Genomic DNA, 26,625 nt, shown 5'->3' with positions numbered 1-26,625 from the left:
AGCGCGGATCAGCCTTTCGGCGCGGTCACCGGCGGCGGGCTCGCGTCCGGGGTCTTCTTCGGCTTCAGCGTGCCGGCATAGAACGAGAGCAGCCACACCAAGAGGACGGCGAGGAGGTAGACGCCCCAGGCCTGCGGCGGCGTGGTCGCCCAGCGCAGGAGGCCTTTGAATGTGCGGGGCGGGCCGGCATCGTCGCTCATGGCTCGCTTCTGCGCGAAAGCGGCTGCGCCGTCAATCCGGCGGCCGCTCGGGGCGGATCAGGAACAGCGCCACAAGCGCCGAAAGGCTGAGCGCAGACGAGACGATCAGCACCTTGGCGCCCATGAGGTCGATCAGCAGGCCGAAGGCGAGCGGCGCCACCGCCTGCGCCATCCGTGCCGGGGCGCCGATGATGCCGAGACGATAGCCGAAATCCTTCGGGCCGAAGATCGACAGCGGCAGCGTGCCGCGCGCGATCGTCAAAATGCCGTTGCCGGAACCGTGGAACAGCGCGAACGCGCTCGCCGCTGCGCCGCCGAAGATCGCAACGATCATGGCTCCGAGCGGGTGGGTGAGGCAGGCGAGCCGGGTCGACCACAGCGGATGGAAGCGGCTGAGGAAGCCGGCTTCGAGCATGCGCGCCCCGACTTGCGCCGGGCCGATCAGTGCGCCGGCGGCGATGGCTTCGGCAGGCGTGGCCCCTGTCGCCTCCAGGATGCGCGGGAAATGCGCGGCCATCGCGCCGGTGACGGTCCAGACCGCCGCGAAGATGAAGCCCAGCAGGAGCATGGTGCGGTCGAGCGGCACGTGCGGCTTCTCGGCCGTGGCCGCGGCCTGCTTCGCGCCCTTGATCACCGGCAGCATGAAGAAATTGAGCGGCAGGCCGATCAGGACGTTGGCGGCGGCCCACGCAAAACAGGTGTCGCGCCAGCCGATATGGGCGATGCCCCAGGCCGTGAGCGGCCAGCCGACGGTGGAGGCGAAGCCCGCCATCAGCGTGATGCCGGTGATGGGCCGGCGTGCCTCGGTGCCGTAGATGCGTCCGAGCGCGGCGAAGGCAGCGTCGTAGAGCCCCATCGCCATGCCGATGCCGAGCACGAGCCAGGCGATCGCCATCACGGCGATCGATTGCGAGAACCCAAGGAGCACGAGGCCGGCGGCGATGATCAGGTTCGAGGCCGACAGCACCTGACGGCCGCCGACGAGATCGATCTGCCGTCCGATGCGCGGGCCGAGCATGGCCGAGATCACCAGCGCGGCCGAAAACGCGCCGAAGATCCAGTTGGAGGAGACGCCGAGGTCGTGTGCCATGGGATCGGCGAGCAGCGCCGGCACATAATAGCTCGAGGCCCAGGCCAGGGTCTGCGTGGTACCGAGCGCCAGGATGATCGGGAGCTGGCGCTGGGTCATCCGCGCGGGCTTCCGATTTGGGCCGACGAAGTCATCATCGCCGATATTTGCCGTTCGCGTGGCGAGGGCGTCAACCGGCGCCGCGACATATTCGACCTGCAGGGGACGGGAGCCTGGTGCACACGCCGGGCCTGCGCCTTTCGCTCGTCACGAATGCACGCCATAATGGCGCATGCAATTGACCTCGCGCCTTGCGCTGATGAACTGGGTGACCGGCCAGGGGCTCACGGGCCTGCCAGAGAACGAGCTGCTCCGCGGCTTCTGCGAGCGCTGCTGCGCCGAGGGGCTGGAACTGTCGCGCGGGCTCGTCGTCATCGACACGCTGCATCCGATCTATGAGGGCAGGGGCTTCCGCTGGAGCGACCGGCCCAGCAATGAGAGCGATGCGTTCGAATACGGCTCGACCGCCGACGGCGACGCGGCAAAGAGCTGGCGCCGCTCGGTGTTCTTCCACATGCTCGAGAATGGCCACGACGAGATGGTGATCGATCTCGCGGAGGCCCCGTCGATGGATTTCTCTCAAATCGGCGAGCTCGCCGAAAAGGGCCACAAGCACTATCTCGCCTTCGTGCATCGGTTCGGCGAGAATGGCGCGCTCGGCCTGATGGATTGCCTCTATTCCTGCTGGACCACCCGCCGCGAGAGCGGTTTCTCCGGACTGGAGCTGGAGGCGCTGCGCGATCTGGTGCCGGTGCTGGGTCTGGCGATCAAGTCGGCACAGCAGGTCGACATCGTGCGCACGCTCGGCCGGGTCTATCTCGGCCGCGATGCCTCCGAACAGGTTTTGCGCGGGCGCATCTCCCGCGGCGTCACCGAGCGCATCAACGCGGTGCTGTGGTATTCGGACCTGCGTGGCTCGACCGGGATCAGCGAGAGCATCGGCCCCGACGAGATCATTCCCTTCCTCAACGACTATGCGCAGACGGTGATCGACGCGATCCACCACGCCGGCGGCGACGTGCTGAAACTGATCGGCGACGGCGTGCTGGCGATGTTCTGGGGCGAGGATATGGCGGATGCGCGGCGGGCCGCGCTACGGGCCGAGCACCTGTTCCGCAAGAATGTCGCCGCGCTGAACAAGCGTCGTGCGGCGGAGGGCCGTCCGACCACGTCGGCTTATGTCGGCCTGCATGTCGGCGAGGTCTTTTACGGCAATATCGGCAGCGAGGACCGGCTCGATTTCACTGTGGTCGGCCCGACCGTCAACGAGGTCAGCCGCATCGCCTCGATGAGCCGCTCGGTCGACCGCGAGCTGCTGGCCTCATCCGAGTTTTATAGTGGCCTCGATGCCGCCGGCCGCCGCTATCTCGTCTCCACTGGCCGCTACGCGCTACGCGGCATCGGCCGCGCGCAGGATCTCTATACGCTCGATCCGGAGGTCGACGCGAACGAGCCGGTGACGGGGAGCTACGAACGCTACCTGGCGAATTGAACCAGCAACGACGTGGCTAGCATTGCGCTGCCACTTCGTCCCCCACCATGTCCGGCTGCCGGTCCAGCGCCACCGCGGGTGACAGCAGGATCACGAGCGCCTGCAGGCCGAATACGGCGGCGGCGAGATAGAGGCACGCTTCCGCGCTCCAGAGGCCGCCGACGATCGCGCCCAGCGCCGAGCCGAGCGGACGGGCGCCATAGCTCATGATGTTGATGGCGGAGACGCGTCCCAGGAGGCGCGGCGGCGTCACCGACTGGCGCAGCGTCGTGGTCGAGATCACCCACAGGATCGGACCGACGCCGAGCAGGAAGAAGCTCAAGGCCGCGAGCCACGGCGAGGGCAGCAGCACCGTCAGCGCCATCACCAATGCGGCGACGAAGCCGGTGACGGGGCCGAGTCCGACGACGGTGCCGAAGGCAATGCGCTTCATCACGCGCGTGGCGAGGAGCGCGCCGATCACCATGCCGACACCGTACATCGTCAGCACCGCGCCGACACCGGCCGCCGTCAAGCCGAGATGGCGCACGGCATAGGGCACGAACACGGCGATCTGCAGGAACCAGCCGGTGTTGAAGATGAACTGGGTGATGAATACCGGCCGCAGCAGCGGATGGTGGAACACGAAGGCCGCGCCTTCGCGGATCTCCTGGAACGGATGACGTCGCGGCGCAGGCCCGCGCGCGGGCTCGTAGATGCCGGAGAGCAGCACGACGGCGATGGCCGAGAGTGCCGCGGCAAAGCCGAAGGCCGGGCTGGCGCCCCACCATCCCACCAGCGCGCCGCCAAGCGCAGGGCCGCTGGCGAAGGCGATGGTGCGCGCGAGCTCGATCCGTGCATTCGCCGCCGGCAACAGCTCCGAGCTCACCAGCGAGGGCACCAGCGCCGGCGCGGCGACGCTGTAGACGACGGTGCCGCACACGGCAGCGAAGCCGAGCAGCGCCAGCAGCGGCAAGTCGAGGGCCCCCACCGCGAGCAGGAGCACGATAGCGGCGAGCGCGGCGGCCCGCAACGCCTCGGCGCCCGCCATCAGCCGGCGGCGGGAGATGCGGTCGGCGAGCACGCCGGCGGGAATGGCGAACAGGACGAAGGGCAAGGTGAGCGCAGTCTGGAGCAGGCCGGTCTGACCTTCGGCAACCCCCAGCGTCAGCACGGCGACGATGGGAGCAGCGGCGAGCGCAATCTGCTCGGCCGATTGCGCCGCGAGGTTCGACCAGGCGAGGCGATTGAAGGTGTCAGGGAGGCGGGCGGGCGTTGACATGGCTCATATCCTGCAAAGGCGAATTTCGCCAATGTTCGCCCCCGACGACCACCAGACCCACCCGCTTCCCGACAAGAGGCAAATCCCCCGCGGTCCGCGCCGGAACGGTGCCGCTAGATGCAGTTGCAAATGAGTTGCAATAAGAACAAAGTTGGTTATTCTGCCGGCATGGATGCCCGATCACCCCACCTGACTCCCGACGCCACCGCCTGGCGTGCCGACGCGCCCACCACCAAGAGCCTCGCCGAGGTCAATTCCACAGTCGCGATCCCGCGAGGCCACTGGTCCCGGCGGCTGCTGGCCTTCGTCGGTCCGGGCTACCTCGTCTCGGTCGGCTACATGGACCCCGGCAATTGGGCGACCGATCTCGCCGGCGGGTCGAAGTTCGGCTACACGCTGCTGTCCGTCATCCTGCTCTCGAACCTGATGGCGATCCTGCTCCAGTCGCTGGCGGCGCGGCTCGGCATCGTCACCGACCGCGACCTCGCGCAGGCCTGCCGCGCCACCTATTCACCGGCGGTGAACTTCCTGCTCTGGATTGCCTGCGAGGCGGCGATCATCGCCTGCGATCTCGCCGAGGTGATCGGGACCGCGATCGCGCTGAAACTCCTGTTCGGCATTCCCCTGATCGGCGGCGCATTGCTCGCCGCGCTCGACGCCTTCCTGCTGCTGCTCCTGATGAACCGCGGCTTCCGTTTCCTGGAAGCCTTCGTCATCGCGCTGCTGGCGGTGATCGCCGTCTGCTTCGCGATCCAGATCGTGGCTGCGGCCCCGCCGGTGGCGGAGGTCCTGCACGGCTTCCTGCCGAAGACCGAGATTTTCACCAATCCGGAAATGCTCTACATCGCGATCGGCATCATCGGCGCGACCGTGATGCCGCATAATCTCTATCTGCATTCCTCGATCGTGCAGACGCGCGCCTATGAGCGCAACGAGACGGGCCGGCGCGAAGCGATCAAATGGGCGACGACGGACTCCACCATCGCCCTGATGCTGGCGCTGTTCATCAACGCCGCCATCCTCGTTGTCGCTGCCGCGACCTTCCACAAGAGCGGCCATTCCGATGTGGCCGAGATCGGTCAGGCCTTCGAGCTGCTGTCGCCGCTGCTCGGCCTCGGCATCGCCTCGACGCTGTTCGCGGTGGCGCTGCTGGCCTCCGGCCTCAATTCGACGGTGACGGCGACGCTCGCCGGGCAGATCGTGATGGAGGGCTTTCTCGACCTGCGCCTGCCGAACTGGGCGCGCCGCCTGCTGACGCGCGGCATCGCCATCATTCCCGTGATCATCGTCACGGCGATCTATGGCGAGCGCGGCACGGCGGATCTGCTGGTGTTCAGCCAGGTCGTGCTGTCGATGCAACTGCCTTTCGCCGTCATCCCGCTGGTCCGCTTCGTCTCCGACCGCCGCAAGATGGGTCAGTTCGCGATACCCAAATCCGTCGCCGCGATCGCCTGGATCGTGGCGGGTGTCATTGTGGTTTTGAATCTGAAGCTGCTCGCCGATACGCTGTTCGGGTGAGTGGCGAATAGCGAGTAGCGAATGGAGCGTGCTTCTCCTATTCGCCATTCACCATTCGCTCCTTCAATCCTGCGGCTCGGATGCCACGTCGCCCTGCGCGTCGATGCGCAGCCAGCCTGAGGGTGCAAGGCGCTGCTGCGGCAGGAAGCGGGCCTTGTAGTCCATCTTCTTGGAGCCTTCGATCCAGTAGCCGAGATAGACGTAAGGCAGGCCTTGGCGGCGGGCGCGCGCGATGTGGTCGAGGATCATGAAGGTGCCCATCGAGCGGCTGACCTGGTTCGGCTCGAAGAACGAATAGACCATCGACAGGCCGTCGCTGAGCACGTCGGTCAGGGCGACCGCGATCAGCTCCTCGCCGCGGCCGGTGAGGCCGCTGTCGGGGCCGCGCTTGCGGTACTCGATGATGCGGGTCTCGACGTGGCTGTCCTCGACCATCATGGCGTAGTCGAGCACGGTCATGTCGGCCATGCCGCCGTGGCGGTGGCGGGCGTCGAGATAGGCGCGGAACACCGAATATTGCTCGGAGGTGGGCACCGCGCTGCGCTGCTCGCCGATGATGTCGGCGTTGCGCGCCATCACCTTCCGGAAGCTGCGGGAGGGCCGAAACTCGTTGGCGATCACCCGGACCGAGACGCAGGCGCGGCACTGGTCGCAGGCCGGCCGGTAGGCGATCGACTGGCTGCGGCGGAAGCCGCCATGGGTCAGGAGGTCGTTGAGGTCGCCGGCGCGGTCGCCGACGAGGTGCGTGAACACCTTGCGCTCATGCCGGCCGGGCAAATAGGGGCACGGCGAGGGCGCCGTGAGGTAAAATTGGGGGGTGTCGCGCGAGTGCTGGGTCAAGGGACGTCGTGGGCCTCCGAACTGAGCATCAGCATCGCGCTACGAAAGCCCCTGGTCAATCGGTCTGCTCGGCAGGTCAGATCACTCAGCTTAGTCCGTCCTGGTTGATAGGTTCTTGATCAGTACGGTCTTGCCGCTTGAGGCACGGGAGCGCGGACGGAATTGTTGATCACGACCGTGCCCAGCACGAAATCGTGCAGCAGGCGACGCCGGCCGTTGAACAGGCCGACCAGCACCACGAAGGGCGACAGGAACGAGACCGTGATCCAGAACAGCACGGCATGGGTGGCGCCGAGCACGAAGTAGCCGGGCGCGCCGTACCAGGTGCGCAATTCCAGGTCCATGACCCGCATGCCGATCGTCGCGGACGACGGACCGCCGATGCAGGCGCCGTAATAGACGATGGCCCAGATGACGGAGGCCGGCCACGCGATCCAGAACAGGGCCCAGCCGATGCCGAGGGTGACCACGCCGAACAATGCGATGAAGACGTAGCCGAGGATCACGGGCACCGAGATCACGACCATGTCGATCAGGAACGCGAACACCCGCCGCGTCGCCACGCCGCGGAACAGTTCCGGATGCAGGTAGGGGTCGTAGGCGTGCGGCTGCAACCCGCCGTCATTGCGCCAGACGCCTGAATCACTCGAGTCGTACGACATCGTCCGTCCTCCCAGGAGGAAAAACCCTCGTGGCACGACATGGGAACAGACCATGCCCGTGCCAAGGGCGCGCGGGCGTCAGCAAACCGAAATATTCCGGCGATTCGGGGGCGGGCTGGTGGTCGAAGAGACGCGCTGGCGCGACATCCCGCTGTCGTCCCCGCGAACGCGGGGGACCCATAATCCCAAGGGAGAGGTTTGGCGAAGATCAGCGGTTGATCCTTCGCCGGTACGAACAACGCGCATCACGAAGAGATCGCGCGGTATGGGTCCCCGCGTTCGCGGGGACGACATTGGAGATGCAGTGGGGGCTACCCTTGCGTCCGCAGCTTCTCTGCTGCCTTCGGCGCGAAATAGCTCAGCACGCCGTCCGCGCCGGCGCGCTTGAAGGCGAGCAGGCTCTCCATCATGGCACGTTCGCCGTCGAGCCAGCCGTTGTTCGCGGCGGCCGCGATCATCGCGTATTCGCCGGAGACCTGGTAGGCGAAGGTCGGCATCGCAAACGTATCCTTCACGCGGCGGACCACGTCGAGATAGGGCATGCCGGGCTTCACCATCACCATGTCGGCGCCCTCGGCGATATCGAGCTCGACCTCGCGCAACGCCTCGTCGGTGTTGGCGCTGTCCATCTGATAGGTACGCTTGTCGCCGGTCAGCGTCTTGGCCGAGCCGATGGCGTCGCGGAACGGGCCGTAGAAGGCGGAGGCATATTTGGCCGCATAGGCCATGATCTGCACGTCGAGCAGACCTGAGCGATCCAGCCCCTCGCGGATCGCGGCGACGCGGCCGTCCATCATGTCGGAGGGCGCGATGATGTCGCATCCGGCCTCGGCCTGCACCAGCGCCTGGCGCACCAGCACCGCCACCGTCTCGTCGTTCAGGATCTTGCCGTCGGAAATCAGGCCGTCGTGGCCGTGGCTGGTGAAGGGATCCAGCGCGACGTCGCAGAGGATACCGATCTCCGGAAACTCCTTCTTGATCGCGCGCACCGCCTGGCAGACCAGGTTGTCCGGGTTGGTGGCCTCCGAGCCTTCCTCGTCGCGCAAGGAGGGGTCGGTGTAGGGAAACAGCGCGATGCAGGGGATGGTCAGCTTCATGGCGCGCTCGGCCTCGCGCACGGCCTGGTCGACGCTGAGGCGGTCGACGCCCGGCATCGAGGCGACCTGCTCGCGCCTGTTGTGGCCGTCGATCAGGAACAGCGGCCAGATCAGATCGTCGGTGGTGAGGATGTTCTCGCGCACCATGCGCCGGGCCCACTCGGCCTTGCGGTTACGGCGCGGACGGACGGTCAGATCGAGGGCATGGGGCACTGCCGTGCTATCCCGGCGCGAAACCTCGCGCAATTCGATCGGACGTCCGTATTTGATCGCCATCACTCTTCCTCCGGCTGGAATTATTCTTATACCAGCTCGCATGGTTCCCGTCACCGCGGCTTGACCTGCCGCAAGGGATGGCAGCCGATTGATTTTGCGGGGCGAAGCAGCCAGAAGGGGCCATGTCCGAGATCTCCACCCGCGATGCGGCCCGCGACGGCGCCCAGGCCAGGGACGCCGCCCGAGACAATGCCAGAGAGAGCGCGTTGTCGGTGGCGGCGATCTCGTCGGAGCGCACCCAGTCCGATGACAATGTCTGGACGCGCCGGCTGGTGCTGTTCCTGCGGGTGATGGCGCTGCTCTCGATCCTGAAGGGTCTCTATCACTGGGCCCAGGTGACGGGGTTCGTCGGCGGCGAGGACGAGGCGTTCGAGAACCAGTCGATGGCCTGGCAGGCCGCGACCGTCTACTTCGCCGTGATCGAGCTCGTGGCCGCGGTCGGCCTCTGGCTCGCCACGCCCTGGGGCGCGGTGGTGTGGCTCACGACCGTGGTGTCGATGGCCGTGATCGAGCTGATGTTCCCTGGAATCTACGGCGGCAGCCTCGTCGTGGTCGGCGTCGAGGTCTTCATGCTTGCCGCCTATCTCGCGCTCGCCTGGATGGCCGCGCGCGAACGGCCGCCGTAGCAGCGTTTCTCGACGCGCGAACATTCGTGCCCCGGACGCAGCGCAGCATCAGCAGCGTGTTTGCGCGCGTCGTCAATGCGCTATGGTGATGCTCTGCTGAGCCGGGCCCATTTCGCCGCGATCTCAGTTTGCGACATCCGGATCCCGGCTCTGCGCTCCGCTTCGCGGCGCTTGTCCGGGACATGAGAGTGTTGCTCTTGGTTGACCGTTGGTTGCGTAAAATTCGACGTAAGTTTTCGCTAACCAGCCGCTTTCGCCACAGCTCTTACGCGCGCGTTTCGAAACGGGGCGGGGCTGTTCTGGAATGCGACAACAGGGGCGGACGGAGGGTGAACAGGACCTTGCGAAGGTCAACAGACGGTTGCGAAAAGTGCTTGTGGCACAGGCTTAATCCGCAATTCACTGTCTTAAATTCATGATCTCTTTATTCTCTTATTTAAGCCGATCTTCAAACGCGCCCCTTAAGTTGCACCTATCAGGCGGGACACAAGTTTCGTCGAATAAGTGTCGATAAAAACGACAACAGGGGAAGTGTCATGATGAAAGCCGTCGCAACTGCGGCAGATACCGCAGAGCGCGTCTCCGGCCAGCAGGGTTCGGTGCAGTCGCTCTATCTGGAAGCTTTGACTCTGGTGGAGCGGCTGCATCGCCGGCTCCTCGACGTGATCAAGGATGAATTCGATCGCCGCGGCCGTGCGGACATCAACTCGGTCCAGGCGCTCTTGCTCTACAACATCGGCGACAAGGAGCTGACCGCGGGCGAGCTGCGCACGCGCGGTTACTATCTCGGCTCCAACGTCTCCTACAATCTGAAGAAGCTCGTCGAACTCGGCTTCCTCGATCATCAGCGCTCGCGCGTTGATCGCCGCTCGGTGCGCATCCGCCTGACCCCGCAGGGCCAGGAAGTCCGCCGCATCGTCGACGCGCTCTACCAGAAGCACGTCAAGACGGTGGAGCAGGTCGGCGGCATCTCCGGCGACGAGTTTGCGACCCTCAACAAGTCGCTGCACCGCCTCGAGCGGTTCTGGACCGACCAGATCCTCTATCGCCTCTGAGTTTTCTGAAGGGATCAAGGCCAAGCCGGCCCGCAACAAGACCGGCAGCCTTCCCGAACGTGCCTGACCTCCCCAAGCGCGCCGGCCCGGATTTTCCGGACCGGTGCGTTTTGTGTTCTCGCACCTGCGAAAAAATGTGCCGGCCGTGAGGAACCAGTTCCGGGCTGGGCGCTTATCTCTTTCGGATCGGAGAGATGTCGATGCTGGTCGAGCGCGGGCTTCGGGCGATGAACGTGGAACTCGTCAGCGAGGCCTATGGCATTGCCGCGAATTACCTTCGCCGTTCCGGCGCGATCCCCGACACGCTCGTCACTGACGAGCGCCTGCTCGGCCTCATCGTCAAGCTGCTCCAGCAAGGCGAATTCAACAAGATCAGGCTGGCCAACAAGGCGATTGCCCGGTTCCAGGCGCAGATCGAGGCCAAGGCGGTTGCCTGATCGAAACTCCCAAAATCGCGACGAACCAGAGGATGCCATGGAAGCTGCCATCGACCGCATCATGCAGACCTATGACCTGCTCGCCAACCGCACCGCCGCGGCCAGCGAGGAGGCCCGGGCCAAGGTCACGAACTATCTCAATACGTTGATGGAAGCCGGCGAGAAGGACCCTCACAGGTTGACGGTTTGCGGCCTGACCTATCTGCGCCAGCTCGACGGCAGCGTCGATCCGGTGAAGGCGGGGTATACGGGGCTGTGAAACGCCGCCGGCTTGAGCCGGTGGCTGTTGGTGGAGATGAGGCCCGCAGCGGCCCGTCGAGATAGTGCAGAGGAGTGGTTCCATAGAACCGCTCCCGCGCTCGAAATCTCCAATCCGCCACCACATCTTGCATAAATATCAGGCTCGACCCGCAACTACTTGGCCTGTTGCGGGCGATGTGGTAGATCGCGCTCGCCGCTTCCGATCGCCACACCAGACCCGTCCGTAGCCCGCCAAAAGGCTGCGGCGGTGGAGATATTCGCAAGATGACCGCACCCAAAACCGCCTCCGCGCCCGATTCGTTTTTCACCGCCTCGCTCGAGCAGGCCGATCCGGAAATCGCCGCCGCCATCAAGGGCGAGCTCGGCCGGCAGCGCCATGAAGTCGAGCTGATCGCCTCCGAGAACATCGTCAGCCGGGCCGTGCTGGAAGCGCAGGGTTCGGTGATGACCAACAAGTACGCGGAAGGCTATCCGGGCGCGCGCTATTACGGCGGTTGTGAGTGGGTCGACGTCGCCGAGAACCTTGCGATCGATCGCGCCAAGAAGCTGTTCGGCGCCAATTTCGCCAATGTGCAGCCGAATTCCGGCAGCCAGATGAACCAGGCGGTGTTCCTGGCGCTGCTCCAGCCCGGCGACACCTTCATGGGGCTCGATCTCGCCGCCGGCGGCCATCTCACACACGGCTCGCCCGTCAACATGAGCGGCAAGTGGTTCAAGGCCGCGCACTATACCGTGCGCCGCGAGGACCAGATCATCGACATGGACGCGGTGGCCAAGCAGGCCGAGCAGGTCAAGCCGAAGCTGATCATCGCCGGCGGCTCGGCCTATTCGCGCGCCTGGGACTTCAAGCGTTTTCGCGAGATTGCGGACAGCGTCGGAGCGTACCTCCTGGTCGACATGGCGCATTTCGCCGGGCTCGTCGCCGGCGGCGTGCATGCTTCGCCGGTGCCGTACGCGCACGTCACCACGACGACGACGCACAAGTCGCTGCGCGGTCCGCGCGGCGGCCTCATGCTGTGGAATGACGAGACGCTGACCAAGAAGCTCAACTCGGCGATCTTCCCGGGCCTTCAGGGCGGTCCCCTGATGCACGTGATTGCGGCCAAGGCGGTCGCCTTCGGCGAGGCGCTGCGTCCGGACTTCAAGGTCTACGCCAAGAACGTCGTCGAGAACGCCAAGGCCCTGGCAGAGACCTTGAAGGGCCATGGTCTCGATATCGTCTCCGGCGGCACCGACAATCATCTGATGCTGGTCGATCTCCGGCCGAAGGGCCTCAAAGGCAACGTCTCGGAGAAGGCGCTGGTCCGCGCGGCCATCACCTGCAACAAGAACGGCATTCCGTTCGACCCCGAGTCTCCCTTCGTCACGTCAGGTATCCGGCTCGGCACGCCGGCGGCGACCAGCCGCGGGTTCGGCGTGGCCGAATTCCAGCAGGTCGGCGGCTTGATCGCCGAGGTCCTCAATGCGATCGCGCAGTCCTCCGACGGCAAGGCGCCGCTGGTGGAAGCTGCGATCAAGGAACGGGTCAAGGCGCTCACCGACCGGTTCCCGATCTACCAGTAAGGCTAGGCCAAGCGGATGCGCTGCCCGAACTGCAACAGTCTGGATACGCAGGTAAAGGACTCGCGTCCGACCGAGGACTCGTCCGTGATCCGCAGGCGGCGCGTGTGCGTCGCCTGCAATTTCCGCTTCACCACCTTCGAGCGCGTGCAGCTGCGCGAGCTCACGGTGATCAAGCGCAATGGCCGCCGCGTGCCGTTCGACCGTGACAAGCTGATGCGCTCGGTGCAGATCTCCTTGCGCAAGCGGCAGGTCGAGCCGGAGCGGGTGGAGAAGATGGTCTCCACCATCGTGCGCGAGCTCGAGACCGGAGGCGAAGCCGAGATCTCCTCCGAGGTGATCGGCGAGACCGTGATGGAGCATCTGCGCACGCTCGACGACGTCGCCTATGTGCGCTTTGCCTCGGTCTACCGCAATTTCCGCGAGGCCAAGGATTTCGCCGACGTCCTCGGCGAGCTCTCCGGCGAGGAGGAAGCGCGGCTCGCCGCGATCCGCAAATGATCTTCCGCATCCTGGAAGACCAGTTCGCGCAGAAGGCCCGCGAGGCCAAGGACGCCGATCGCCGATTCATGGAGCTGGCGCTCTCGCTGGGCAAGCGCGGGCAGGGGCGGACCTGGCCGAATCCGGCCGTGGGCGCCGTCATCGTCAAGGACGGCGTCATCGTCGGCCGCGGCTGGACGCAGCCTGGAGGACGGCCGCATGGTGAGCCCGAGGCGCTGCGGCGCGCGGGCGAGGCGGCGCGCGGCGCCACGCTCTATGTCACCTTGGAGCCATGCTCGCATTTCGGCAAGTCGCCGCCTTGCGCCGATGCGGTGATCGCAGCGGGCATCAAGCGGGTCGTGGCGGCGATCGAGGATCCCAATCCTGAGGTCGCAGGCCAGGGGCACGCCCGTCTGCGCGCCGCCGGCATCAATGTGGACGTGGGTCTTTGCGCGGCGGAGGCCGCCTTCGGCCATGCCGGCCATTTCCGCCGCATCAGGGATCACCGCCCGCATGTGATCCTCAAGCTCGCGGTTTCGCCCGACGGCAAGATCGGCGCGGCCGGCGGCGAGCCGCTCGCGATCACGGGTGAAGCCGCGCGCGACCGCGTGCATCTTCTCCGCGCACGCAGCGATGCGATCCTGGTCGGCATCGGAACGGTGCTGGCGGACGATCCGCTCCTCACCTGCCGCCTGCCGGGCATGGCGGTGCGCTCGCCGGTGCGCGTGGTGCTCGACCAGAGCCTGCGCATTCCCGCATCGAGCCAGCTCGTGCGATCCGCGCGCGAGACGCCGCTCTGGGTGGTGGGGTCCGAGCTCGCCGAGGCTGCCGCCGCCATGCGGCTCGGCGCGGCCGGTGCGCAGATCATTCGCGTGTCGCCGGGGGGCACGTCCGGGCTCGATCTTCCGGCCGTGCTGCGCGCGCTGGCCGAGAAAGGGATCACGCGGCTGATGGTCGAGGGCGGCAGCCGTGTCGCCGCGTCCTTTGTTGCGGCCGATCTCGTGGACGAGATCTGGCTGTTCCGCGGGGCGGAAGCGGTGGGCAGTGGCGGCGTCGATGCGCTCGATGCATTGCCCCTGTCGAAAATCACGCAGTCGCCGGCCTACAAGGTTCATGCTAGCGAGACCTTCGGCAAGGATACTCTCACCATCTACGAGCGCGCCTAATGTTCACCGGCATTGTCACCGATATCGGCGAGATCGTCAGCTTCACGCCCACGGCGCAGGGGCAGCTGCACCGCCTGCGCATCGCCTGCCGCTACGATCAGAGCACGATTGCCGACGGCGCCTCAATCGCCTGCAACGGCGTCTGCCTGACGGTGGTTGGCTCGGGCGTGGAGGGCGGCAAGGGCTCTGCTCAAAGGACCTGGTTCGACGTCGATACCGCCGCCGAGACGCTGGCGTTGACGACCGCCAAGCACTGGAAGGTGGGAACGAGACTCAATCTCGAGCGCGCCCTGAAGATCGGCGATGAGCTTGGCGGGCATATCGTCGCCGGCCATGCGGACGGCATCGCGACGCTTCTCAGCCGCGAGGATCTGCCCGACATGGCGCGGTTCGAGCTTTCCACCACGCGGGAGCTGGCGCGGTTCATCGCCACCAAGGGCTCGATCACGCTCGACGGCGTGTCGTTGACGGTCAATACGGTCAAGGACGTGAGTTTTTCGGTGCTGATCATCCCGCACACGCTGACGGTCACGACCATCGGCGACTGGAAGGCGGGGGACGAGGTCAATATCGAGGTCGACCTGATGGCCCGCTATGCGGCGCGGCTGACGGAAATGAAGTGACCGGCGAAGCCGGTCACTCCGGGATGGTCCGAAGGACCAGACCACAGGTGCGCAATTGCGCGCCGGGGAATCTCGAGATTCCGGGTTCGCTCCGCGTCCCGGAATGACAGTGTCTTTCAACTTGGCTAACCCGCCGGCGGCGACTACATAACGCGCCGACGACTGTAAAACGGATTGAACGATGGCAGACGCGCGGCGCGCACCCCTGAAGGACCAGACCGACATTTCCGGCGCGCGCGCGCTGATTGTCGAGGCGCGGTTCTATGACGATCTCCAGGATGCGCTGCTGGACGGCGCGGTCGCCGAGCTGAAGGCGGCCGGCCTGACCCACGATGTCATCACGGTTCCCGGCGCTTTGGAGATCCCCGCGGCAGTCGCCATCGCGGTCGATGCCGCGGCGGCGAACGGCAAGCCCTATGACGCGGTGATCGCGCTTGGCTGTGTGATCCGCGGTGACACCATTCATTTCGAGATCGTCTCGCAGGAATCCTCGCGCGCGCTGATGGACCTTGCGGTTTCGCGAAAACTGCCGCTCGGCAACGGCATCCTCACCGTCAACACCGAGGCGCAGGCCTGGGCGCGGGCGCGCGCCAGCGAACTCGACAAGGGCGGCGATGCCGCGCGCGCCGCGTTGGCGATGCTGCGCATCAAACGCCGCTTGGCGCAGGCCTGAAGCCATGGCCGACAACACCAGAAAGCCGCCGCTCGGAACCGAGAAGAAAGCGAACCGGCGCGGTGCGGCGCGGCTCGCAGCCGTGCAGGCGCTGTATCAGATGGATATCGCCGGTGCCGGTATCAACGACATCTTTGCCGAGTTCGAGAGCCACTGGCTCGGCAACGAGGTCGAGGGCGACACTTACCTGCCGGCCGAAGCCGCCTTCTTCCGCGACGTGGTCTCGGGCGTCGTGCGCGACCAGAAGAAGCTCGATCCGCTGATCGACGAGGCGCTGTCGAAGGGCTGGCCCTTGAAGCGGATCGAAGCCATCCTGCGAGCGGTGCTGCGCGCCGGAGCCTATGAGCTCCAGCATCGCAAGGATGTGCCGGGCCGGGTGGTGGTTTCGGAATATGTCGACGTCGCCAATGCCTTCGTCGACCGCGAGGAAACCGGCATGGTGAACGCGGTGCTCGACCAGATCGGCCGGCAGTTTCGCGGCGACGAGTTCGGGCGAGGGTAGGTCACACATTCCGCTGTCATCACCCGCGAAAGCCGGTGATCCAGTACGCCGCGGCAGCGGTTATTGATATCGGGCGTCTCGGCGTACTGGATTGCCCGGTCCTAGTGCGCAATTGCGCACTGGCCGGACAGCGGAGGGTGGAGTGGCGCCGATGACGAACGCACAGGACAGCTCGGGCGAAGACGCCCTCATCGCGCGCTACTTCAAGCCGCTGGCGACCGACCCCGGCGCGTTCGGTCTGGTCGATGATGCCGCGGTCCTGTCCTCATCCGGCGACGACATCGTCGTCACCACCGATGCCGTCGTCGAGGGCGTGCATTATCTTGCCGACGATCCGCCCGAGACCATCGCGCGCAAGGCGCTGCGGGTGAACCTGTCCGATCTCGCCGCCAAGGGCGCGCTGCCAGCCGGCTTCGTGCTGACGCTCGCGCTGCGCGGTCAAGAGGATGCCTGGCTCCGTCCCTTTGCGGACGCGCTGGGAGAGGACGCAAAGCATTACGCTTGTCCTCTGCTCGGCGGCGACACGGTGTCGACGCCGGGTCCGCAGATGATCTCGATCACGGCCTTCGGCCGTGTGCCGCGGGGGCGGATGATCGGCCGTACCGGCGCAAGGCCGGGCGACCGCATCCTAGTGACGGGCACGATCGGCGACGCCGCGCTCGGCCTCGATGTGCTCAAAGGCGGTGCCGCTGCCGCAGCGCTCGCGTCCGATCCTGCCGCGAGGGAAGCCCTGGTCTCACGCTATCGGGTGCCGCAGCCGCGCAACGTGCTGGCGCGGGCGGTGCGCGATCATGCGACCGCTGCAATGGACGTCTCCGACGGTCTCGCTGGCGATCTGGCCAAGCTCTGTGCAGCGTCCGGGGTTTCGGCTTCGGTCGACGTGACAAGCGTGCCGCTCTCGGCCGCGGCGGCCGGCCTGCTCGCAAGCAACGTCGTTTGCGTCGAGACGCTGCTTGCGGGGGGCGATGACTACGAGGTGCTGTGCAGCGTTCCGCCGGCGCAAAGCGACGCGCTGATGGCCGCCGGGCGGGCCGAGGGCGTTGCGGTGACCGCGATCGGCAGGATCGTGCAGGGTCATGAGCGGCCGCGCTTCCTGGATGGGCAGGGCCAGGAACTGCTCTTGACGCGGCTGTCCTACAGCCACTTCTGAAGCGCGATGCGATCAGGATGAATCGCCATCGCGCTTGAGGTCACTGTTCGAGCATGATCTTTTCGGAAAACCGCTGCGCACTTTTCCGGATCAGCTGTGAGAATTGCTCCAAACCGGCATCTTAGTTCTCAGCACTTGGTCCTAAATACCTGCCGAGATCGGCGGTTTCGGCCTTATCCGGCGTTGCACCCTCTATTTGATTTTGGCAAGCTTGCGACCGACTGAGGCCGCCCCTTTTTGGGCAAGGGGGCGGCCTTGTTCGAAATCAAGGCGCCGCACCGCACGACGGACAACAAAAGGCGCCGGGGGTACATCAAGGATCTGAGGCAAAAATCACATGACAGCATTATGGTTGATAGTGCTCTGCGGAGTGCTTTCCGTCGTCTACGCGATTTGGGCGACGTCTTCGGTGTTGAGCGCGGATGCGGGGTCGCCGCGCATGCAGGAGATCGCAGGAGCCGTGCGCGAAGGCGCACAGGCGTATCTGCGGCGCCAATACACCACGATCGGTCTCGTCGGCATCGTCATCTTCGTGCTGCTTGTATATTTCCTCGGGCTCTATGTCGCGATCGGTTTTGCTATCGGCGCGATCCTGTCCGGCGCTGCCGGCTTCATCGGCATGAACGTCTCGGTCCGCGCCAATGTGCGTACCGCCCAGGCCGCGACGACGTCGCTTGCCGGCGGGCTCGAACTCGCCTTCAAGGCGGGAGCGATCACCGGTATGCTGGTGGCGGGTCTCGCGCTGCTGGGGGTGACCCTCTATTTCGGCTTTTTGGTCCACTCGCTGAAGCTCGCGCCCGATAGCCGCGTCGTGGTCGATGCCCTGGTGGCGCTCGGCTTCGGCGCCTCGCTGATCTCGATCTTCGCCCGTCTCGGCGGCGGCATCTTCACCAAGGGTGCGGACGTCGGCGGCGACCTCGTCGGCAAGGTCGAGGCCGGCATTCCCGAGGACGATCCGCGCAACCCGGCGACCATCGCCGACAACGTCGGTGACAATGTCGGCGACTGCGCCGGCATGGCCGCCGACCTGTTCGAGACCTATGCGGTGACCGCGGTCGCCACCATGGTCCTGGCGGCCATCTTCTTCGCCAAGACGACGATCCTCGCCAACATGATGACGCTGCCGCTCGCGATCGGCGGCATCTGCATCATCACCTCGATCATCGGCACCTTCTTCGTCAAGCTCGGGCCGAGCCAGTCGATCATGGGCGCGCTCTACAAGGGCCTGATCGCGACTGGCATCCTGTCCCTGATCGGCATCGCGCTGGTGATCTACTACCTGATCGGCTTCGGCAAGCTCGAGGGCGTCGATTACACCGGCATGGCGCTGTTCGAATGCGGCGTGGTCGGCCTCGTCGTCACCGCGCTGATCATCTGGATCACCGAATACTACACGGGCACCGACTACCGTCCGGTGAAGTCGATCGCCCAGGCCTCGGTGACCGGTCACGGCACCAACGTGATCCAGGGCCTTGCGATCTCGATGGAAGCGACCGCGCTGCCCGCGATCGTGATCATCGCCGGCATCCTGGTCACCCACAGCCTCGCCGGCCTGTTCGGCATCGCGATCGCGACCGCCACCATGCTGGCGCTGGCCGGCATGATCGTCGCGCTCGACGCCTTCGGCCCCGTCACCGACAACGCCGGCGGCATCGCCGAGATGGCGGGCCTGCCGAAGGAGGTGCGCAAATCGACCGACGCGCTCGATGCGGTCGGCAACACCACCAAGGCGGTGACCAAGGGCTACGCGATCGGCTCCGCCGGTCTCGGCGCCCTGGTGCTGTTCGCGGCCTACAACCAGGACCTCAAGTTCTTCGTTGCCGGCTCCGCGCAGCATCCCTACTTCGCTGGCGTCAATCCGGACTTCTCGCTCAACAACCCCTACGTGGTGGTGGGCCTCTTGTTCGGCGGCCTCTTGCCGTATCTGTTCGGCGCCATGGGCATGACGGCCGTGGGCCGTGCGGCAAGCGCGATCGTCGAGGAGGTTCGACGCCAGTTCCACGAGAAGCCGGGCATCATGCAGGGCACCGACAAGCCTGACTACGGCAAGGCGGTCGATCTGCTGACGAAGGCGGCGATCAAGGAGATGATCATCCCCTCGCTGCTGCCCGTGCTGTCACCGATCTTCGTCTACTTCGTGATCTATGCGATCGCGGGCGGCGGCGCGGCCGGCAAGTCGGCGGCGTTCTCGGCCGTGGGCGCGATGCTGCTCGGCGTGATCGTGACGGGCCTGTTCGTCGCGATCTCGATGACTTCGGGCGGCGGCGCCTGGGACAACGCCAAGAAGTACATCGAGGACGGTCATTTCGGCGGCAAGGGCAGTGATGCCCACAAGGCCGCCGTGACCGGCGACACCGTCGGCGATCCCTACAAGGACACGGCGGGCCCCGCGGTGAACCCGATGATCAAGATCACCAACATCGTGGCCTTGCTGCTGCTGGCGATTTTGGCGCACTGAGCGGCGTCACGAGTTTGCAAGACGAGCCCCGCGGTGTGAGCCGCGGGGTTTTGGCTTTCACGATATCGTTCCTTCGCGGCTGCTTTGTCGCAGGGGAACTGTGACGTCAATTACAAAGTGTCTTCCCTCCGGGGACTACCGTGCAGCTGCTGTCTCACCCACTGGAGGGAAGAATGACGCAAGCTGTAAACCTGAACCCAAGACACGGGAAAGCCGGACGCCAGCCGACCAGGGCCGGTCTGAAACCGCCCAGCGCCAATGCAGACCCCGGCTTGTTCGGCCGGATGTTTGACTTGCCGGCATTCACGGTGCCGGAGGCTGCGCTGCGGGCGCTTGCGACCGCGATGAAGGACGCCAGTCCGGACGATGTGACCGGTGACAATTCCAACATTCCGTCGGGCTTTACCTATCTCGGCCAATTCGTCGATCACGACATTACGCTTGATCTCACTTCGCTTGCCGAGAAGCAGGAGGATCCCAACGCCACCACGAACTTCCGCACGCCGAGGCTCGATCTCGACAGCATCTACGGTCTGGGACCGGATGGCAGTCCCCAACTCTACGCTCGCGACACCAACAACGTCGCACAGCCCGGGCCGAAGTTCCTGCTCGGCAAGACAGAGCCCACGCCGCGCGCGGCCGGCGTCTTTCCGAATGATCTGACGAGGAATTCGGAAGGGCGGGCCCTGATCGGCGACCATCGCAATGACGAGAATCTGCTAGTCGCACAGACGCACCTTGCGTTCCTGAAATTCCACAACAAGGTCGTCGACATGCTCGCGGCCGGCCCCAATGCGCCGGCGCCCGACAAGCTCTTCTCCGAATCACGAAAGCTGGTGACTTGGCACTATCAATGGATGGTGCTGCACGATTTCGTCGAGCGCCTAACGGAGAAGGGCATCGTCGCCAGGATTCTGCACGAGGGCCGGAAGTTCTATCGATTCCAGAAGGTGCCCTATATGCCGGTCGAGTTCTCGGCGGCAGCCTACCGACTCGGACACAGCATGGTTCGCGAGACCTATAGCCACAACCATGTGTTCACGCAGCCCGGCGGCTTTGCTGCGGCGACCCTCAACCTCGAGTTCTTCTTCTCCGGGCTCTCCGGCCGCATCCTGGGCGAAATCGCCGGTACCACTCCCAACGCGCCCAATTCCCCACCCAACGTCAGCACCTTGCCCACGGACTGGATCATCGACTGGAGCCGCTTCTACGAATTCGATCCGGCGATTGCGCCGACGCCAAACTTCCTGTTCAACCATTCGCGCAAGATCGATCCATTCCTCATTCCGAAATTGCACGATCTTCCAGGTGGCGGCGGTAGCCTGCCGCTCCGCAACCTGCAGCGCGGAGTCAATCTCGGATTGCCGTCTGGTCAAGATGTGGCTCGTGCGATGGGGATTCCAGCGCTCAAGCCGGCGGAGATCGCAACCGGCACGGACGGCGCGGTTGCGGCCGCGCACGGCTTCGATCGAAAGACGCCGCTTTGGTATTACATCCTCAAAGAGGCTCAGGTGAAGACCGGCGGTCTTCGGCTCGGTCCGGTCGGCGCGCGCATCGTGGCTGAGGTGTTCATTGGAATCGTCGCTGGCGATAACCAATCCTATCTCAGCCAGCGGAACTGGAAGCCGACGCTGCCGGCGAAGACCCCGGGCACGTTCCTGATGAGCGATCTCTTGCGCTTCGTCGGAGATATCAGTCCGATCGACGGGGTTACGACCGGATAGCAGTTGCTCAAGTCCCGGATGCCGCAGGCGGCATCCGGGACACGAGAAACTACTGCACGTCCATTTGCAGCCCTTCCTTCTGGATGATGCCGGCGAACTTCTTCGTCTCGGCCTCCACGAAGGCGGCAAATTGCTGCGGCGTGCCGTAATCGGCGCGGGCGCCCATGGCGGCGATCTGCTTCTTGATGTCCTCGCGCTCCAGCATCGCCTTGATCTGGAGATTGAGCGCGTTGAGCACCTCGGGTGAAACCCCCTTCGGCAGGAACACCGAGAACCAGGACGAGATGTCGAAACTCGCCAGTTCCGGCGCGCTCTCCCGCATGGTCGGCAGGTTCGGCGCGAGGTCGCTGCGCTCGGTCGTGGTGACGCAGAGACCGTTGAGCGTGCCGTTCTGCACCTGAGGCAGGCTCGGATAGAGATTGTCGAACAGGATCTGGATGTCGCCGGCGAGGGCCGCTTGAAGCGCGGGTCCGGCGCCGCGGAACGGGATGTGTGTCATCTTCAGGCCGGTGAGCTGGAGGAACCAGGCGCCGGTGAGGTGAGGGCTCTGGCCGACGCCCGAAGAGGCGTAGCTGAGCTTGTCCGGATTGGCCTTGAGGTAGGCGATCAACTCGGGGATCGACTTGATGCCGGTCTTCGGATGCGCCGAGACGATGTTCGGGATCCGGATCATGTTCGAGACCGGCTGCAGCTGGTCGGGCTTGTAGGTGAGGTTCTTGAAGATGCTGTAGGCGATCGCGTTCGGACCGGGATTGCCGACCAGGATGGTGTGACCATCAGGCTTGGCGCGGACCACCTCGGCAGTCCCGATGGTGCCGCCGCCGCCGGAGCGGTTTTCCACGACCGCTGACTGGCCCCAGGCGGTTTGCAGATGCGCGGCCAAGAGCCGGCCCATCACGTCGGTCGAGCCGCCGGCCGCAGCCGGCACGACGAGGCGAACGTTTTCGGTGGGCTTCCAGTCGGCGAGGCTCGATCGCGGCAGTATGGCTGCGGCTGAAAGGCCGGCAGCGCCGGTGAGCACGCGACGGCGGGACAACAAAGGCTTAGGCACGAATCCACTCCCTGCTTCTTTCTTTGCAGGGACCGTACGGAACCGCTCGTGCGACCGCAAGTCGCGTGCGACGGCATGTGGCGCGCGCAGAGCGGCACGACGCCGCAGCTCAGAGCAATTTACCTTCCGACGGAATTGGAAGGGCTCTGGCTGTGTGTTGGACGCATTTTTTTCCGCGCGAGCCGTTATCGACTCCGCGCGAAAAGCGCTCTGGAGTCTCAGTTGAAGCTGAGCAGCTTGAACAGCGGTGTGAGGTAGTTCATCTCCTGACCCGACGTCGGCGTGGTGCGGCTGATGAAGTCGAAGATCTTGCCGTCCTGCAGACCGTAATTCGCAAGCCGGCGCACGCGCCGGTTCTTGTCGAAATAGATCGCGATGACGCGCTGGTCGACCACCTTCTGGTTCATGAAGGCGACCGGGCGCTCCGAGCGTTGCGAGATGTAGTAAAAGACCTCACCGTCGAGGGTTGCGACCGTGGAGGGAGTGCCCATCACGATCAGCACCTGGTCCTGGCTTGCGCCGATCGGAATCTGCTCGAGCGCGCCGGGCGGCAGGATGTAACCCTTCTGGAACTGCTCGCCCGTACAGCCCGCAAGAGCCGCGCCGACCACGGCGGCAGCTGCGAGCATGCGCAAGCCGCGCCAGCATGCGTGAAGGCCGCGCCGCTGATCCGCGCGCAGGCTGGTCTGGTTCGTTGTCGTCATAGCGGAACTGATTCCGTCCCCTTGCGTCGCGCGAGGCGCTGAAGTACCGGGCGGAGGCTCTGAATGCAACACGCGCGCGCCCGCTTGCGGAAACCACAATGCTTTGGCCGTTCAATCACTTCAGGAAACCCCGACTAACCCCGCCGGGCACCATTGAAGCCATCTATGGCATGATCGTGACGCAGGCGCGAGAACCCATATTTTACCGTGACTTGGGCGTGCCCGATACGGTTAACGGGCGTTTCGACCTGTTGCTGCTGCATCTCTGGCTGCTGCTGCGCCGCCTGCGCGCGGTCCAAGGCGGCACTGGAGGCGCCACGGAGTTGTCCCAGGCGCTGTTCGACCGCTTCTGCGAGGACATGGACGACAATCTGCGCGAGATGGGGGTGGGCGACCAGACCGTGCCGAAGCGGATGCGGGCCTTCGGCGAGGCGTTCTACGGTCGCGTCCAGGCCTATGACCAGGCCATGGAAGGCGGCGGCGAAGCGCTGGCATCGGCGATCTGCAAGAATATCTTGAATGGGACCGGCTTCGGCCAGGCGCAGCAGCTCGCGGCCTATGCCCGGGCCACTGAGGCCGATCTTGGCCGAACCGACGAGGCCGCGCTGCTGCGCGCCTCCTTCAAGTTTCCTCCAGCACTCCCCGAGGATGTCACGCCATGAGCCGACCGAATGCCGGATCCGAGCCCGATCCCTGGCGGGCGCCCGTCATCGTTGCGCAGATCCCCGAAGCAGGCCTGCATCGCGAGCTCGAGGCTACAGCGGCCGAGCGGCAGGCCATGGCGGAGCTCGCGGGCGTGCGGGAGATCCTGTCCGCGCATGCCAGCTTCGATGTCGTGCCGAAAAGCGGTGGGCGGGTCCAGGTCACGGGGCTTGTTCGCGGCCGGATCGGCCAGACCTGCGTCGTCACGCTGGATCCGATCGAGAGCGAGATCGAGGAGGAAGTCGACCTGATGTTCGCCCCCGAGGCCGAGGCGCGGCGTCTGGCCGATCTGATCGAGGAGGGGCAGGACGATGACGGGCCGTCCGAGGTCGCCAATTCTCCCGAGCCGATCGCCGGTGGCATCATCGACCTCGGCCGGCTCGCCACCGACGTCCTGTTCCTGGCGATCGATCCGTATCCGCGCAAGGAGGGGGCCGTGTTCGAGGCGGAGGTCACCGCCCCCGACCCTGAGGACCATCCTTTCGCGGTGCTGAAGGCGCTTCACGACAAGAAGAAGGGCCAATAGGGCATTGTCCGCTCGTGCCCGCCTTGCGAGGGGACGTGAGGCATTTTCCTTGTTGGTTTGAAAGAAGCATTTATCCTTCTGATTTCAATGTATTTCCTGCTAAATTCGGGGTTCGCGGCCGCATCGCCCCAAATGCAAAAGGCTGGGGGCAAGAGGTTGTTTCGGGGTAACAAAACGCTATTGTCGCGCCCCGGTCCGGGTGCGGCGTGGCGCTTGGCCGATCGCCATGTCCGTGGCGAACCCATTTTGCGGCCCCGCTAGCTCAACACCGCACCAGACCAGGTTTCCAGGACTTTTATGCCAAGCAAGGTTCGCATCGCGCTGGACGCCATGGGGGGCGATGTCGGCCCCGCCGTGGTCATTCCGGGCGCCGCCATCTCGCTAGGCAGGCATCGCGATACCGAGTTCCTGCTGGTCGGCGACCGCGCCAGGATCGAGCCGGAGCTCGACAAGCACCCGAAGCTGAGAGCCGCCTCCAGGATTGTCCATACCGACGTCGCCGTCAGCATGGAGGACAAGCCGAGCCAGGCGCTGCGGCGCGGCCGCAGGACCTCCTCGATGTGGCTCGCGATCGATGCGGTCAAGAAGGGCGAGGCGGATGTCGCCATCTCCGCCGGCAATACCGGCGCGCTGATGGCGATGGCGCGCTTCCACCTGCGGACGCTGCCGGGCATCGATCGCCCGGCCATCTCCGCGATATGGCCGACCATGCGCGGCGAATCCGTCGTGCTCGACCTCGGCGCCACCCTCGGCGGCGATGCGCACCATCTGGTGTCGATGGCGGTCATGGGCGCAGCCAAGGCGAGCGTGCTGTTCAACAAGAAGCGACCGACGGTCGGGCTGCTCAACATCGGCGCCGAAGAGATCAAGGGCCACGAGGAGATCCGCGAGGCCAGCGAGATTCTGCGGGCCAGGAACCTGCCGGAGCTCGACTATATCGGCTTCGTCGAGGGTGACGGCATCGGCAAGGGGCTGGCCGACGTGATCGTGACCGAGGGCTTCAGCGGCAACATCGCGCTCAAGGCTGCCGAGGGAACCGCGCGCCAGATGGCGGAATTGCTCCGTAACGAGATGCAGCGGAGCTGGCTCTCCAAGCTCGGCTATGTCTTCGCCCGCAGCGCCTTCCAGGCCCTGCGCGACAAGATGGACCCCAACAAGTCCAATGGCGGCGTGCTGCTGGGACTGAGGGGGGTGGTGGTCAAGAGCCATGGCGGAACCAACGCCGAAGGCTTTGCCTATGCGATCGATGTTGGCTATGAGATGGCTCACTACGATCTCCTGAACAAGATCAATCAGATGCTCAACCGCGAGGGTGGTGCACTCAGTTTCGTGCAGCCCGCGCCGGAGGATGTTTCGTGACTCAAATTCGTTCGGTCGTGCTTGGCTGCGGCTCATATCTGCCGGAGCAGGTGGTGACCAACGCCCAATTGGCGGCCCGCATCGACACCTCCGACGAGTGGATCGTTCAGCGCACGGGCATTCGCGAGCGGCACATCGCGGCTGAGGGCGAATTCACCTCGCACCTGGCGATCAAGGCGGCGCAGGCCGCGCTCAGCGATGCCGGCATGGACGCGCAGTCGATCGACCTCATCGTGCTGGCGACCTCGACCCCGGACAACACCTTCCCCGCGACGGCTGTCGCCGTGCAGCACGGGCTCGGCATCAATCATGGCGCGGCCTTCGACCTCCAGGCGGTGTGCTCGGGCTTCGTGTTCGCGCTTGCCACTGCCGACAATTTCCTGCGCACCGGCGCCTTCAAGCGCGCGCTGGTGATCGGCGCCGAGACCTTCTCGCGCATCCTCGACTGGAACGACCGCGGCACCTGCGTGCTGTTCGGCGACGGCGCCGGGGCGGTGGTGCTGGAGGCGCAGGAGCAGCCCGGCAATGCCGCGACCGATCGCGGCGTCGTGACCACGCATCTGCGCTCCGACGGCCGCCACAAGGCAAAACTGTTCGTCGACGGCGGCCCGTCCTCGACCCAGACCGTCGGCCATCTGCGCATGGAAGGCCGCGAGGTCTTCAAACATGCGGTCGGCATGATCACCGACGTCATCGTCGATGCCTTCGAGGCGACCGGGCTCAATGCCGAAAGCATCGACTGGTTCGTGCCGCACCAGGCCAACAAGCGAATCATCGACGCCTCCGCCCACAAGCTTCACATCGCGCCGGAAAAGGTGGTGCTGACGGTGGACCGTCACGGCAACACCTCCGCCGCATCGATCCCGCTGGCGCTGGCGGTGGCGCGCAAGGACGGCCGCATCAAGAAGGGTGACCTGATTCTCCTGGAGGCGATGGGCGGCGGCTTCACCTGGGGCTCCGCGCTGCTGCGCTGGTAAGCCACAGTCGGTAAAATTTTGCCGGAATTCGCGCCGATAATCGATGCGTATGCATTGATGAGCGCTGTTGACCGCCGTATCGTAACCTCATAATTTCAGACAACAATTGTTCGCCG

27 protein-coding genes are annotated in these 26,625 nt (G+C 65.3%); 19 read left to right on the top strand and 8 right to left on the bottom strand.

All coding sequences use genetic code 11. The features are described 5' to 3' along the window. Window positions 1–8: 8 nt before the first annotated feature. Both ACM42_RS19195 and ACM42_RS19190 read right to left on the bottom strand, forming a co-directional pair. On the bottom strand, window positions 9–200 hold the full coding sequence (locus ACM42_RS19195) for a hypothetical protein (RefSeq protein WP_271529404.1): 192 nt from the start codon (window positions 198–200) through the stop codon (window positions 9–11). A 31-nt stretch (window positions 201–231) separates the two neighbouring features. Then, window positions 232–1,389: an MFS transporter gene (locus ACM42_RS19190; RefSeq protein ID WP_271529403.1), complete on the bottom strand. Its 1,158-nt coding sequence runs from the start codon at window positions 1,387–1,389 to the stop codon at window positions 232–234. Between the two features lie 172 nt (window positions 1,390–1,561). On the opposite strand from ACM42_RS19190, the gene ACM42_RS19185 reads away from it, so the two are divergent. Then, window positions 1,562–2,821 (top strand): adenylate/guanylate cyclase domain-containing protein, encoded by a 1,260-nt coding sequence (locus ACM42_RS19185; protein WP_271529402.1) that lies wholly within the window; start codon window positions 1,562–1,564, stop codon window positions 2,819–2,821. Between the two features lie 16 nt (window positions 2,822–2,837). Here ACM42_RS19185 and ACM42_RS19180 read toward each other — a convergent pair whose 3' ends face one another. Then, entirely contained in the window at window positions 2,838–4,082 is a 1,245-nt protein-coding gene (locus tag ACM42_RS19180; protein ID WP_271529401.1) for an MFS transporter, read from the bottom strand. Window positions 4,083–4,250: 168 nt separating this feature from the next. Here ACM42_RS19180 and ACM42_RS19175 point away from each other — a divergent pair, with 168 nt between their 5' ends. Continuing rightward, window positions 4,251–5,600, top strand: coding sequence for an Nramp family divalent metal transporter (locus ACM42_RS19175; RefSeq protein ID WP_271529400.1), 1,350 nt, complete (start codon window positions 4,251–4,253; stop codon window positions 5,598–5,600). Window positions 5,601–5,663: 63 nt separating this feature from the next. Here the strand turns inward: ACM42_RS19175 and ACM42_RS19170 are convergent, their stop codons facing one another. The 3 genes from ACM42_RS19170 to hemB form a co-directional block, all read right to left on the bottom strand. Then, on the bottom strand, window positions 5,664–6,440 hold the full coding sequence (locus ACM42_RS19170; protein WP_271529399.1) for an arginyltransferase: 777 nt from the start codon (window positions 6,438–6,440) through the stop codon (window positions 5,664–5,666). A gap of 119 nt (window positions 6,441–6,559) precedes the next feature. Then, entirely contained in the window at window positions 6,560–7,102 is a 543-nt protein-coding gene (locus ACM42_RS19165) for an RDD family protein (protein ID WP_271529398.1), read from the bottom strand. Window positions 7,103–7,413: 311 nt separating this feature from the next. Continuing rightward, window positions 7,414–8,475, bottom strand: a complete 1,062-nt coding sequence (gene hemB, locus ACM42_RS19160) for a porphobilinogen synthase (protein ID WP_271529397.1) — start codon at window positions 8,473–8,475, stop codon at window positions 7,414–7,416. Between the two features lie 122 nt (window positions 8,476–8,597). On the opposite strand from hemB, the gene ACM42_RS19155 reads away from it, so the two are divergent. The 13 genes from ACM42_RS19155 (at window position 8,598) to ACM42_RS19095 (ending at window position 21,190) form a co-directional block, all read left to right on the top strand. Next, a complete protein-coding gene (locus ACM42_RS19155; protein ID WP_035674874.1) occupies window positions 8,598–9,101 on the top strand; it encodes a DUF6163 family protein in 504 nt (167 codons plus the stop codon). A gap of 536 nt (window positions 9,102–9,637) precedes the next feature. After that, window positions 9,638–10,156: a transcriptional regulator LdtR gene (ldtR, locus tag ACM42_RS19150; protein ID WP_025036696.1), complete on the top strand. Its 519-nt coding sequence runs from the start codon at window positions 9,638–9,640 to the stop codon at window positions 10,154–10,156. A 200-nt stretch (window positions 10,157–10,356) separates the two neighbouring features. Then, the gene (locus ACM42_RS19145) at window positions 10,357–10,593 is read left to right on the top strand and encodes a hypothetical protein (protein WP_239629799.1); all 237 of its coding nucleotides are present in this window, start codon (window positions 10,357–10,359) and stop codon (window positions 10,591–10,593) included. A gap of 37 nt (window positions 10,594–10,630) precedes the next feature. Then, complete coding sequence (locus tag ACM42_RS19140; protein WP_014494771.1) at window positions 10,631–10,852, top strand: hypothetical protein; 222 nt, start codon at window positions 10,631–10,633, stop codon at window positions 10,850–10,852. A 266-nt stretch (window positions 10,853–11,118) separates the two neighbouring features. Beyond that, on the top strand, window positions 11,119–12,417 hold the full coding sequence (glyA, locus tag ACM42_RS19135) for a serine hydroxymethyltransferase (RefSeq protein WP_271529396.1): 1,299 nt from the start codon (window positions 11,119–11,121) through the stop codon (window positions 12,415–12,417). Window positions 12,418–12,432: 15 nt separating this feature from the next. Continuing rightward, window positions 12,433–12,915, top strand: coding sequence for a transcriptional regulator NrdR (gene nrdR / locus ACM42_RS19130; protein ID WP_011087793.1), 483 nt, complete (start codon window positions 12,433–12,435; stop codon window positions 12,913–12,915). Next, entirely contained in the window at window positions 12,912–14,060 is a 1,149-nt protein-coding gene (gene ribD, locus ACM42_RS19125; RefSeq protein ID WP_271529395.1) for a bifunctional diaminohydroxyphosphoribosylaminopyrimidine deaminase/5-amino-6-(5-phosphoribosylamino)uracil reductase RibD, read from the top strand. The genes nrdR and ribD overlap by 4 nt, the downstream gene beginning before the upstream one ends. Then, the gene (locus tag ACM42_RS19120; RefSeq protein ID WP_271529394.1) at window positions 14,060–14,683 is read left to right on the top strand and encodes a riboflavin synthase; all 624 of its coding nucleotides are present in this window, start codon (window positions 14,060–14,062) and stop codon (window positions 14,681–14,683) included. Before ribD ends, ACM42_RS19120 begins: the two co-directional genes overlap by 1 nt. Window positions 14,684–14,864: 181 nt before the next feature. Next, on the top strand, window positions 14,865–15,356 hold the full coding sequence (ribH, locus tag ACM42_RS19115) for a 6,7-dimethyl-8-ribityllumazine synthase (RefSeq protein ID WP_271529393.1): 492 nt from the start codon (window positions 14,865–14,867) through the stop codon (window positions 15,354–15,356). A 4-nt stretch (window positions 15,357–15,360) separates the two neighbouring features. Beyond that, window positions 15,361–15,858, top strand: a complete 498-nt coding sequence (nusB, locus tag ACM42_RS19110; protein ID WP_194393592.1) for a transcription antitermination factor NusB — start codon at window positions 15,361–15,363, stop codon at window positions 15,856–15,858. A 151-nt stretch (window positions 15,859–16,009) separates the two neighbouring features. Next, complete coding sequence (thiL, locus tag ACM42_RS19105) at window positions 16,010–17,008, top strand: thiamine-phosphate kinase (protein WP_271529392.1); 999 nt, start codon at window positions 16,010–16,012, stop codon at window positions 17,006–17,008. Window positions 17,009–17,345: 337 nt separating this feature from the next. Further along, the gene (locus ACM42_RS19100) at window positions 17,346–19,466 is read left to right on the top strand and encodes a sodium-translocating pyrophosphatase (protein ID WP_271529391.1); all 2,121 of its coding nucleotides are present in this window, start codon (window positions 17,346–17,348) and stop codon (window positions 19,464–19,466) included. A gap of 173 nt (window positions 19,467–19,639) precedes the next feature. Then, window positions 19,640–21,190 (top strand): peroxidase family protein, encoded by a 1,551-nt coding sequence (locus ACM42_RS19095; protein ID WP_271529390.1) that lies wholly within the window; start codon window positions 19,640–19,642, stop codon window positions 21,188–21,190. A 49-nt stretch (window positions 21,191–21,239) separates the two neighbouring features. Here ACM42_RS19095 and ACM42_RS19090 read toward each other — a convergent pair whose 3' ends face one another. Both ACM42_RS19090 and ACM42_RS19085 read right to left on the bottom strand, forming a co-directional pair. Next, window positions 21,240–22,241, bottom strand: coding sequence for a Bug family tripartite tricarboxylate transporter substrate binding protein (locus ACM42_RS19090; RefSeq protein ID WP_239623910.1), 1,002 nt, complete (start codon window positions 22,239–22,241; stop codon window positions 21,240–21,242). A 218-nt stretch (window positions 22,242–22,459) separates the two neighbouring features. Continuing rightward, window positions 22,460–22,945 carry an outer membrane protein assembly factor BamE gene (locus ACM42_RS19085; RefSeq protein WP_271529389.1) on the bottom strand — a complete coding sequence of 162 codons (486 nt, stop codon included), beginning with the start codon at window positions 22,943–22,945 and terminating at the stop codon, window positions 22,460–22,462. 98 nt (window positions 22,946–23,043) lie between these two features. Between ACM42_RS19085 and ACM42_RS19080 the strand changes: the two genes are divergently transcribed. The 4 genes from ACM42_RS19080 (at window position 23,044) to ACM42_RS19065 (ending at window position 26,509) form a co-directional block, all read left to right on the top strand. After that, on the top strand, window positions 23,044–23,607 hold the full coding sequence (locus tag ACM42_RS19080) for a ubiquinol-cytochrome C chaperone family protein (RefSeq protein WP_271529388.1): 564 nt from the start codon (window positions 23,044–23,046) through the stop codon (window positions 23,605–23,607). Beyond that, window positions 23,604–24,173 carry a YceD family protein gene (locus ACM42_RS19075; protein ID WP_271529387.1) on the top strand — a complete coding sequence of 190 codons (570 nt, stop codon included), beginning with the start codon at window positions 23,604–23,606 and terminating at the stop codon, window positions 24,171–24,173. The genes ACM42_RS19080 and ACM42_RS19075 overlap by 4 nt, the downstream gene beginning before the upstream one ends. Before the next feature lie 297 nt (window positions 24,174–24,470). Continuing rightward, on the top strand, window positions 24,471–25,532 hold the full coding sequence (gene plsX, locus ACM42_RS19070) for a phosphate acyltransferase PlsX (protein ID WP_028181285.1): 1,062 nt from the start codon (window positions 24,471–24,473) through the stop codon (window positions 25,530–25,532). Next, window positions 25,529–26,509 (top strand): beta-ketoacyl-ACP synthase III, encoded by a 981-nt coding sequence (locus ACM42_RS19065; RefSeq protein ID WP_271529386.1) that lies wholly within the window; start codon window positions 25,529–25,531, stop codon window positions 26,507–26,509. The genes plsX and ACM42_RS19065 overlap by 4 nt, the downstream gene beginning before the upstream one ends. The last annotated feature ends 116 nt before the right edge of the window (window positions 26,510–26,625 follow it).

Origin of the sequence: Bradyrhizobium sp. CCBAU 25338, assembly GCF_028128965.1 — a bacterium.
Classification (GTDB): domain Bacteria; phylum Pseudomonadota; class Alphaproteobacteria; order Rhizobiales; family Xanthobacteraceae; genus Bradyrhizobium; species Bradyrhizobium liaoningense.
This window is presented reverse-complemented; position numbering and strand designations above follow the sequence as displayed.

Excerpts from the sequence above, each read along its gene's own strand:
- ACM42_RS19195 (WP_271529404.1), bottom strand. The coding sequence starts at position 200 with ATGAGCGACGATGCCGGCCCGCCCCGCACATTCAAAGGCCTCCTGCGC.
- ACM42_RS19190 (WP_271529403.1), bottom strand. The coding sequence starts at position 1,389 with ATGACCCAGCGCCAGCTCCCGATCATCCTGGCGCTCGGTACCACGCAG.
- ACM42_RS19185 (WP_271529402.1), top strand. The coding sequence starts at position 1,562 with ATGCAATTGACCTCGCGCCTTGCGCTGATGAACTGGGTGACCGGCCAG.
- ACM42_RS19180 (WP_271529401.1), bottom strand. The coding sequence starts at position 4,082 with ATGTCAACGCCCGCCCGCCTCCCTGACACCTTCAATCGCCTCGCCTGG.
- ACM42_RS19175 (WP_271529400.1), top strand. The coding sequence starts at position 4,251 with ATGGATGCCCGATCACCCCACCTGACTCCCGACGCCACCGCCTGGCGT.
- ACM42_RS19165 (WP_271529398.1), bottom strand. The coding sequence starts at position 7,102 with ATGTCGTACGACTCGAGTGATTCAGGCGTCTGGCGCAATGACGGCGGG.
- hemB (WP_271529397.1), bottom strand. The coding sequence starts at position 8,475 with ATGGCGATCAAATACGGACGTCCGATCGAATTGCGCGAGGTTTCGCGC.
- ACM42_RS19155 (WP_035674874.1), top strand. The coding sequence starts at position 8,598 with ATGTCCGAGATCTCCACCCGCGATGCGGCCCGCGACGGCGCCCAGGCC.
- ldtR (WP_025036696.1), top strand. The coding sequence starts at position 9,638 with ATGATGAAAGCCGTCGCAACTGCGGCAGATACCGCAGAGCGCGTCTCC.
- ACM42_RS19145 (WP_239629799.1), top strand. The coding sequence starts at position 10,357 with ATGCTGGTCGAGCGCGGGCTTCGGGCGATGAACGTGGAACTCGTCAGC.
- ACM42_RS19140 (WP_014494771.1), top strand. The coding sequence starts at position 10,631 with ATGGAAGCTGCCATCGACCGCATCATGCAGACCTATGACCTGCTCGCC.
- glyA (WP_271529396.1), top strand. The coding sequence starts at position 11,119 with ATGACCGCACCCAAAACCGCCTCCGCGCCCGATTCGTTTTTCACCGCC.
- nrdR (WP_011087793.1), top strand. The coding sequence starts at position 12,433 with ATGCGCTGCCCGAACTGCAACAGTCTGGATACGCAGGTAAAGGACTCG.
- ribD (WP_271529395.1), top strand. The coding sequence starts at position 12,912 with ATGATCTTCCGCATCCTGGAAGACCAGTTCGCGCAGAAGGCCCGCGAG.
- ACM42_RS19120 (WP_271529394.1), top strand. The coding sequence starts at position 14,060 with ATGTTCACCGGCATTGTCACCGATATCGGCGAGATCGTCAGCTTCACG.
- ribH (WP_271529393.1), top strand. The coding sequence starts at position 14,865 with ATGGCAGACGCGCGGCGCGCACCCCTGAAGGACCAGACCGACATTTCC.
- nusB (WP_194393592.1), top strand. The coding sequence starts at position 15,361 with ATGGCCGACAACACCAGAAAGCCGCCGCTCGGAACCGAGAAGAAAGCG.
- thiL (WP_271529392.1), top strand. The coding sequence starts at position 16,010 with ATGACGAACGCACAGGACAGCTCGGGCGAAGACGCCCTCATCGCGCGC.
- ACM42_RS19100 (WP_271529391.1), top strand. The coding sequence starts at position 17,346 with ATGACAGCATTATGGTTGATAGTGCTCTGCGGAGTGCTTTCCGTCGTC.
- ACM42_RS19095 (WP_271529390.1), top strand. The coding sequence starts at position 19,640 with ATGACGCAAGCTGTAAACCTGAACCCAAGACACGGGAAAGCCGGACGC.
- ACM42_RS19085 (WP_271529389.1), bottom strand. The coding sequence starts at position 22,945 with ATGACGACAACGAACCAGACCAGCCTGCGCGCGGATCAGCGGCGCGGC.
- ACM42_RS19080 (WP_271529388.1), top strand. The coding sequence starts at position 23,044 with ATGCTTTGGCCGTTCAATCACTTCAGGAAACCCCGACTAACCCCGCCG.
- ACM42_RS19075 (WP_271529387.1), top strand. The coding sequence starts at position 23,604 with ATGAGCCGACCGAATGCCGGATCCGAGCCCGATCCCTGGCGGGCGCCC.
- plsX (WP_028181285.1), top strand. The coding sequence starts at position 24,471 with ATGCCAAGCAAGGTTCGCATCGCGCTGGACGCCATGGGGGGCGATGTC.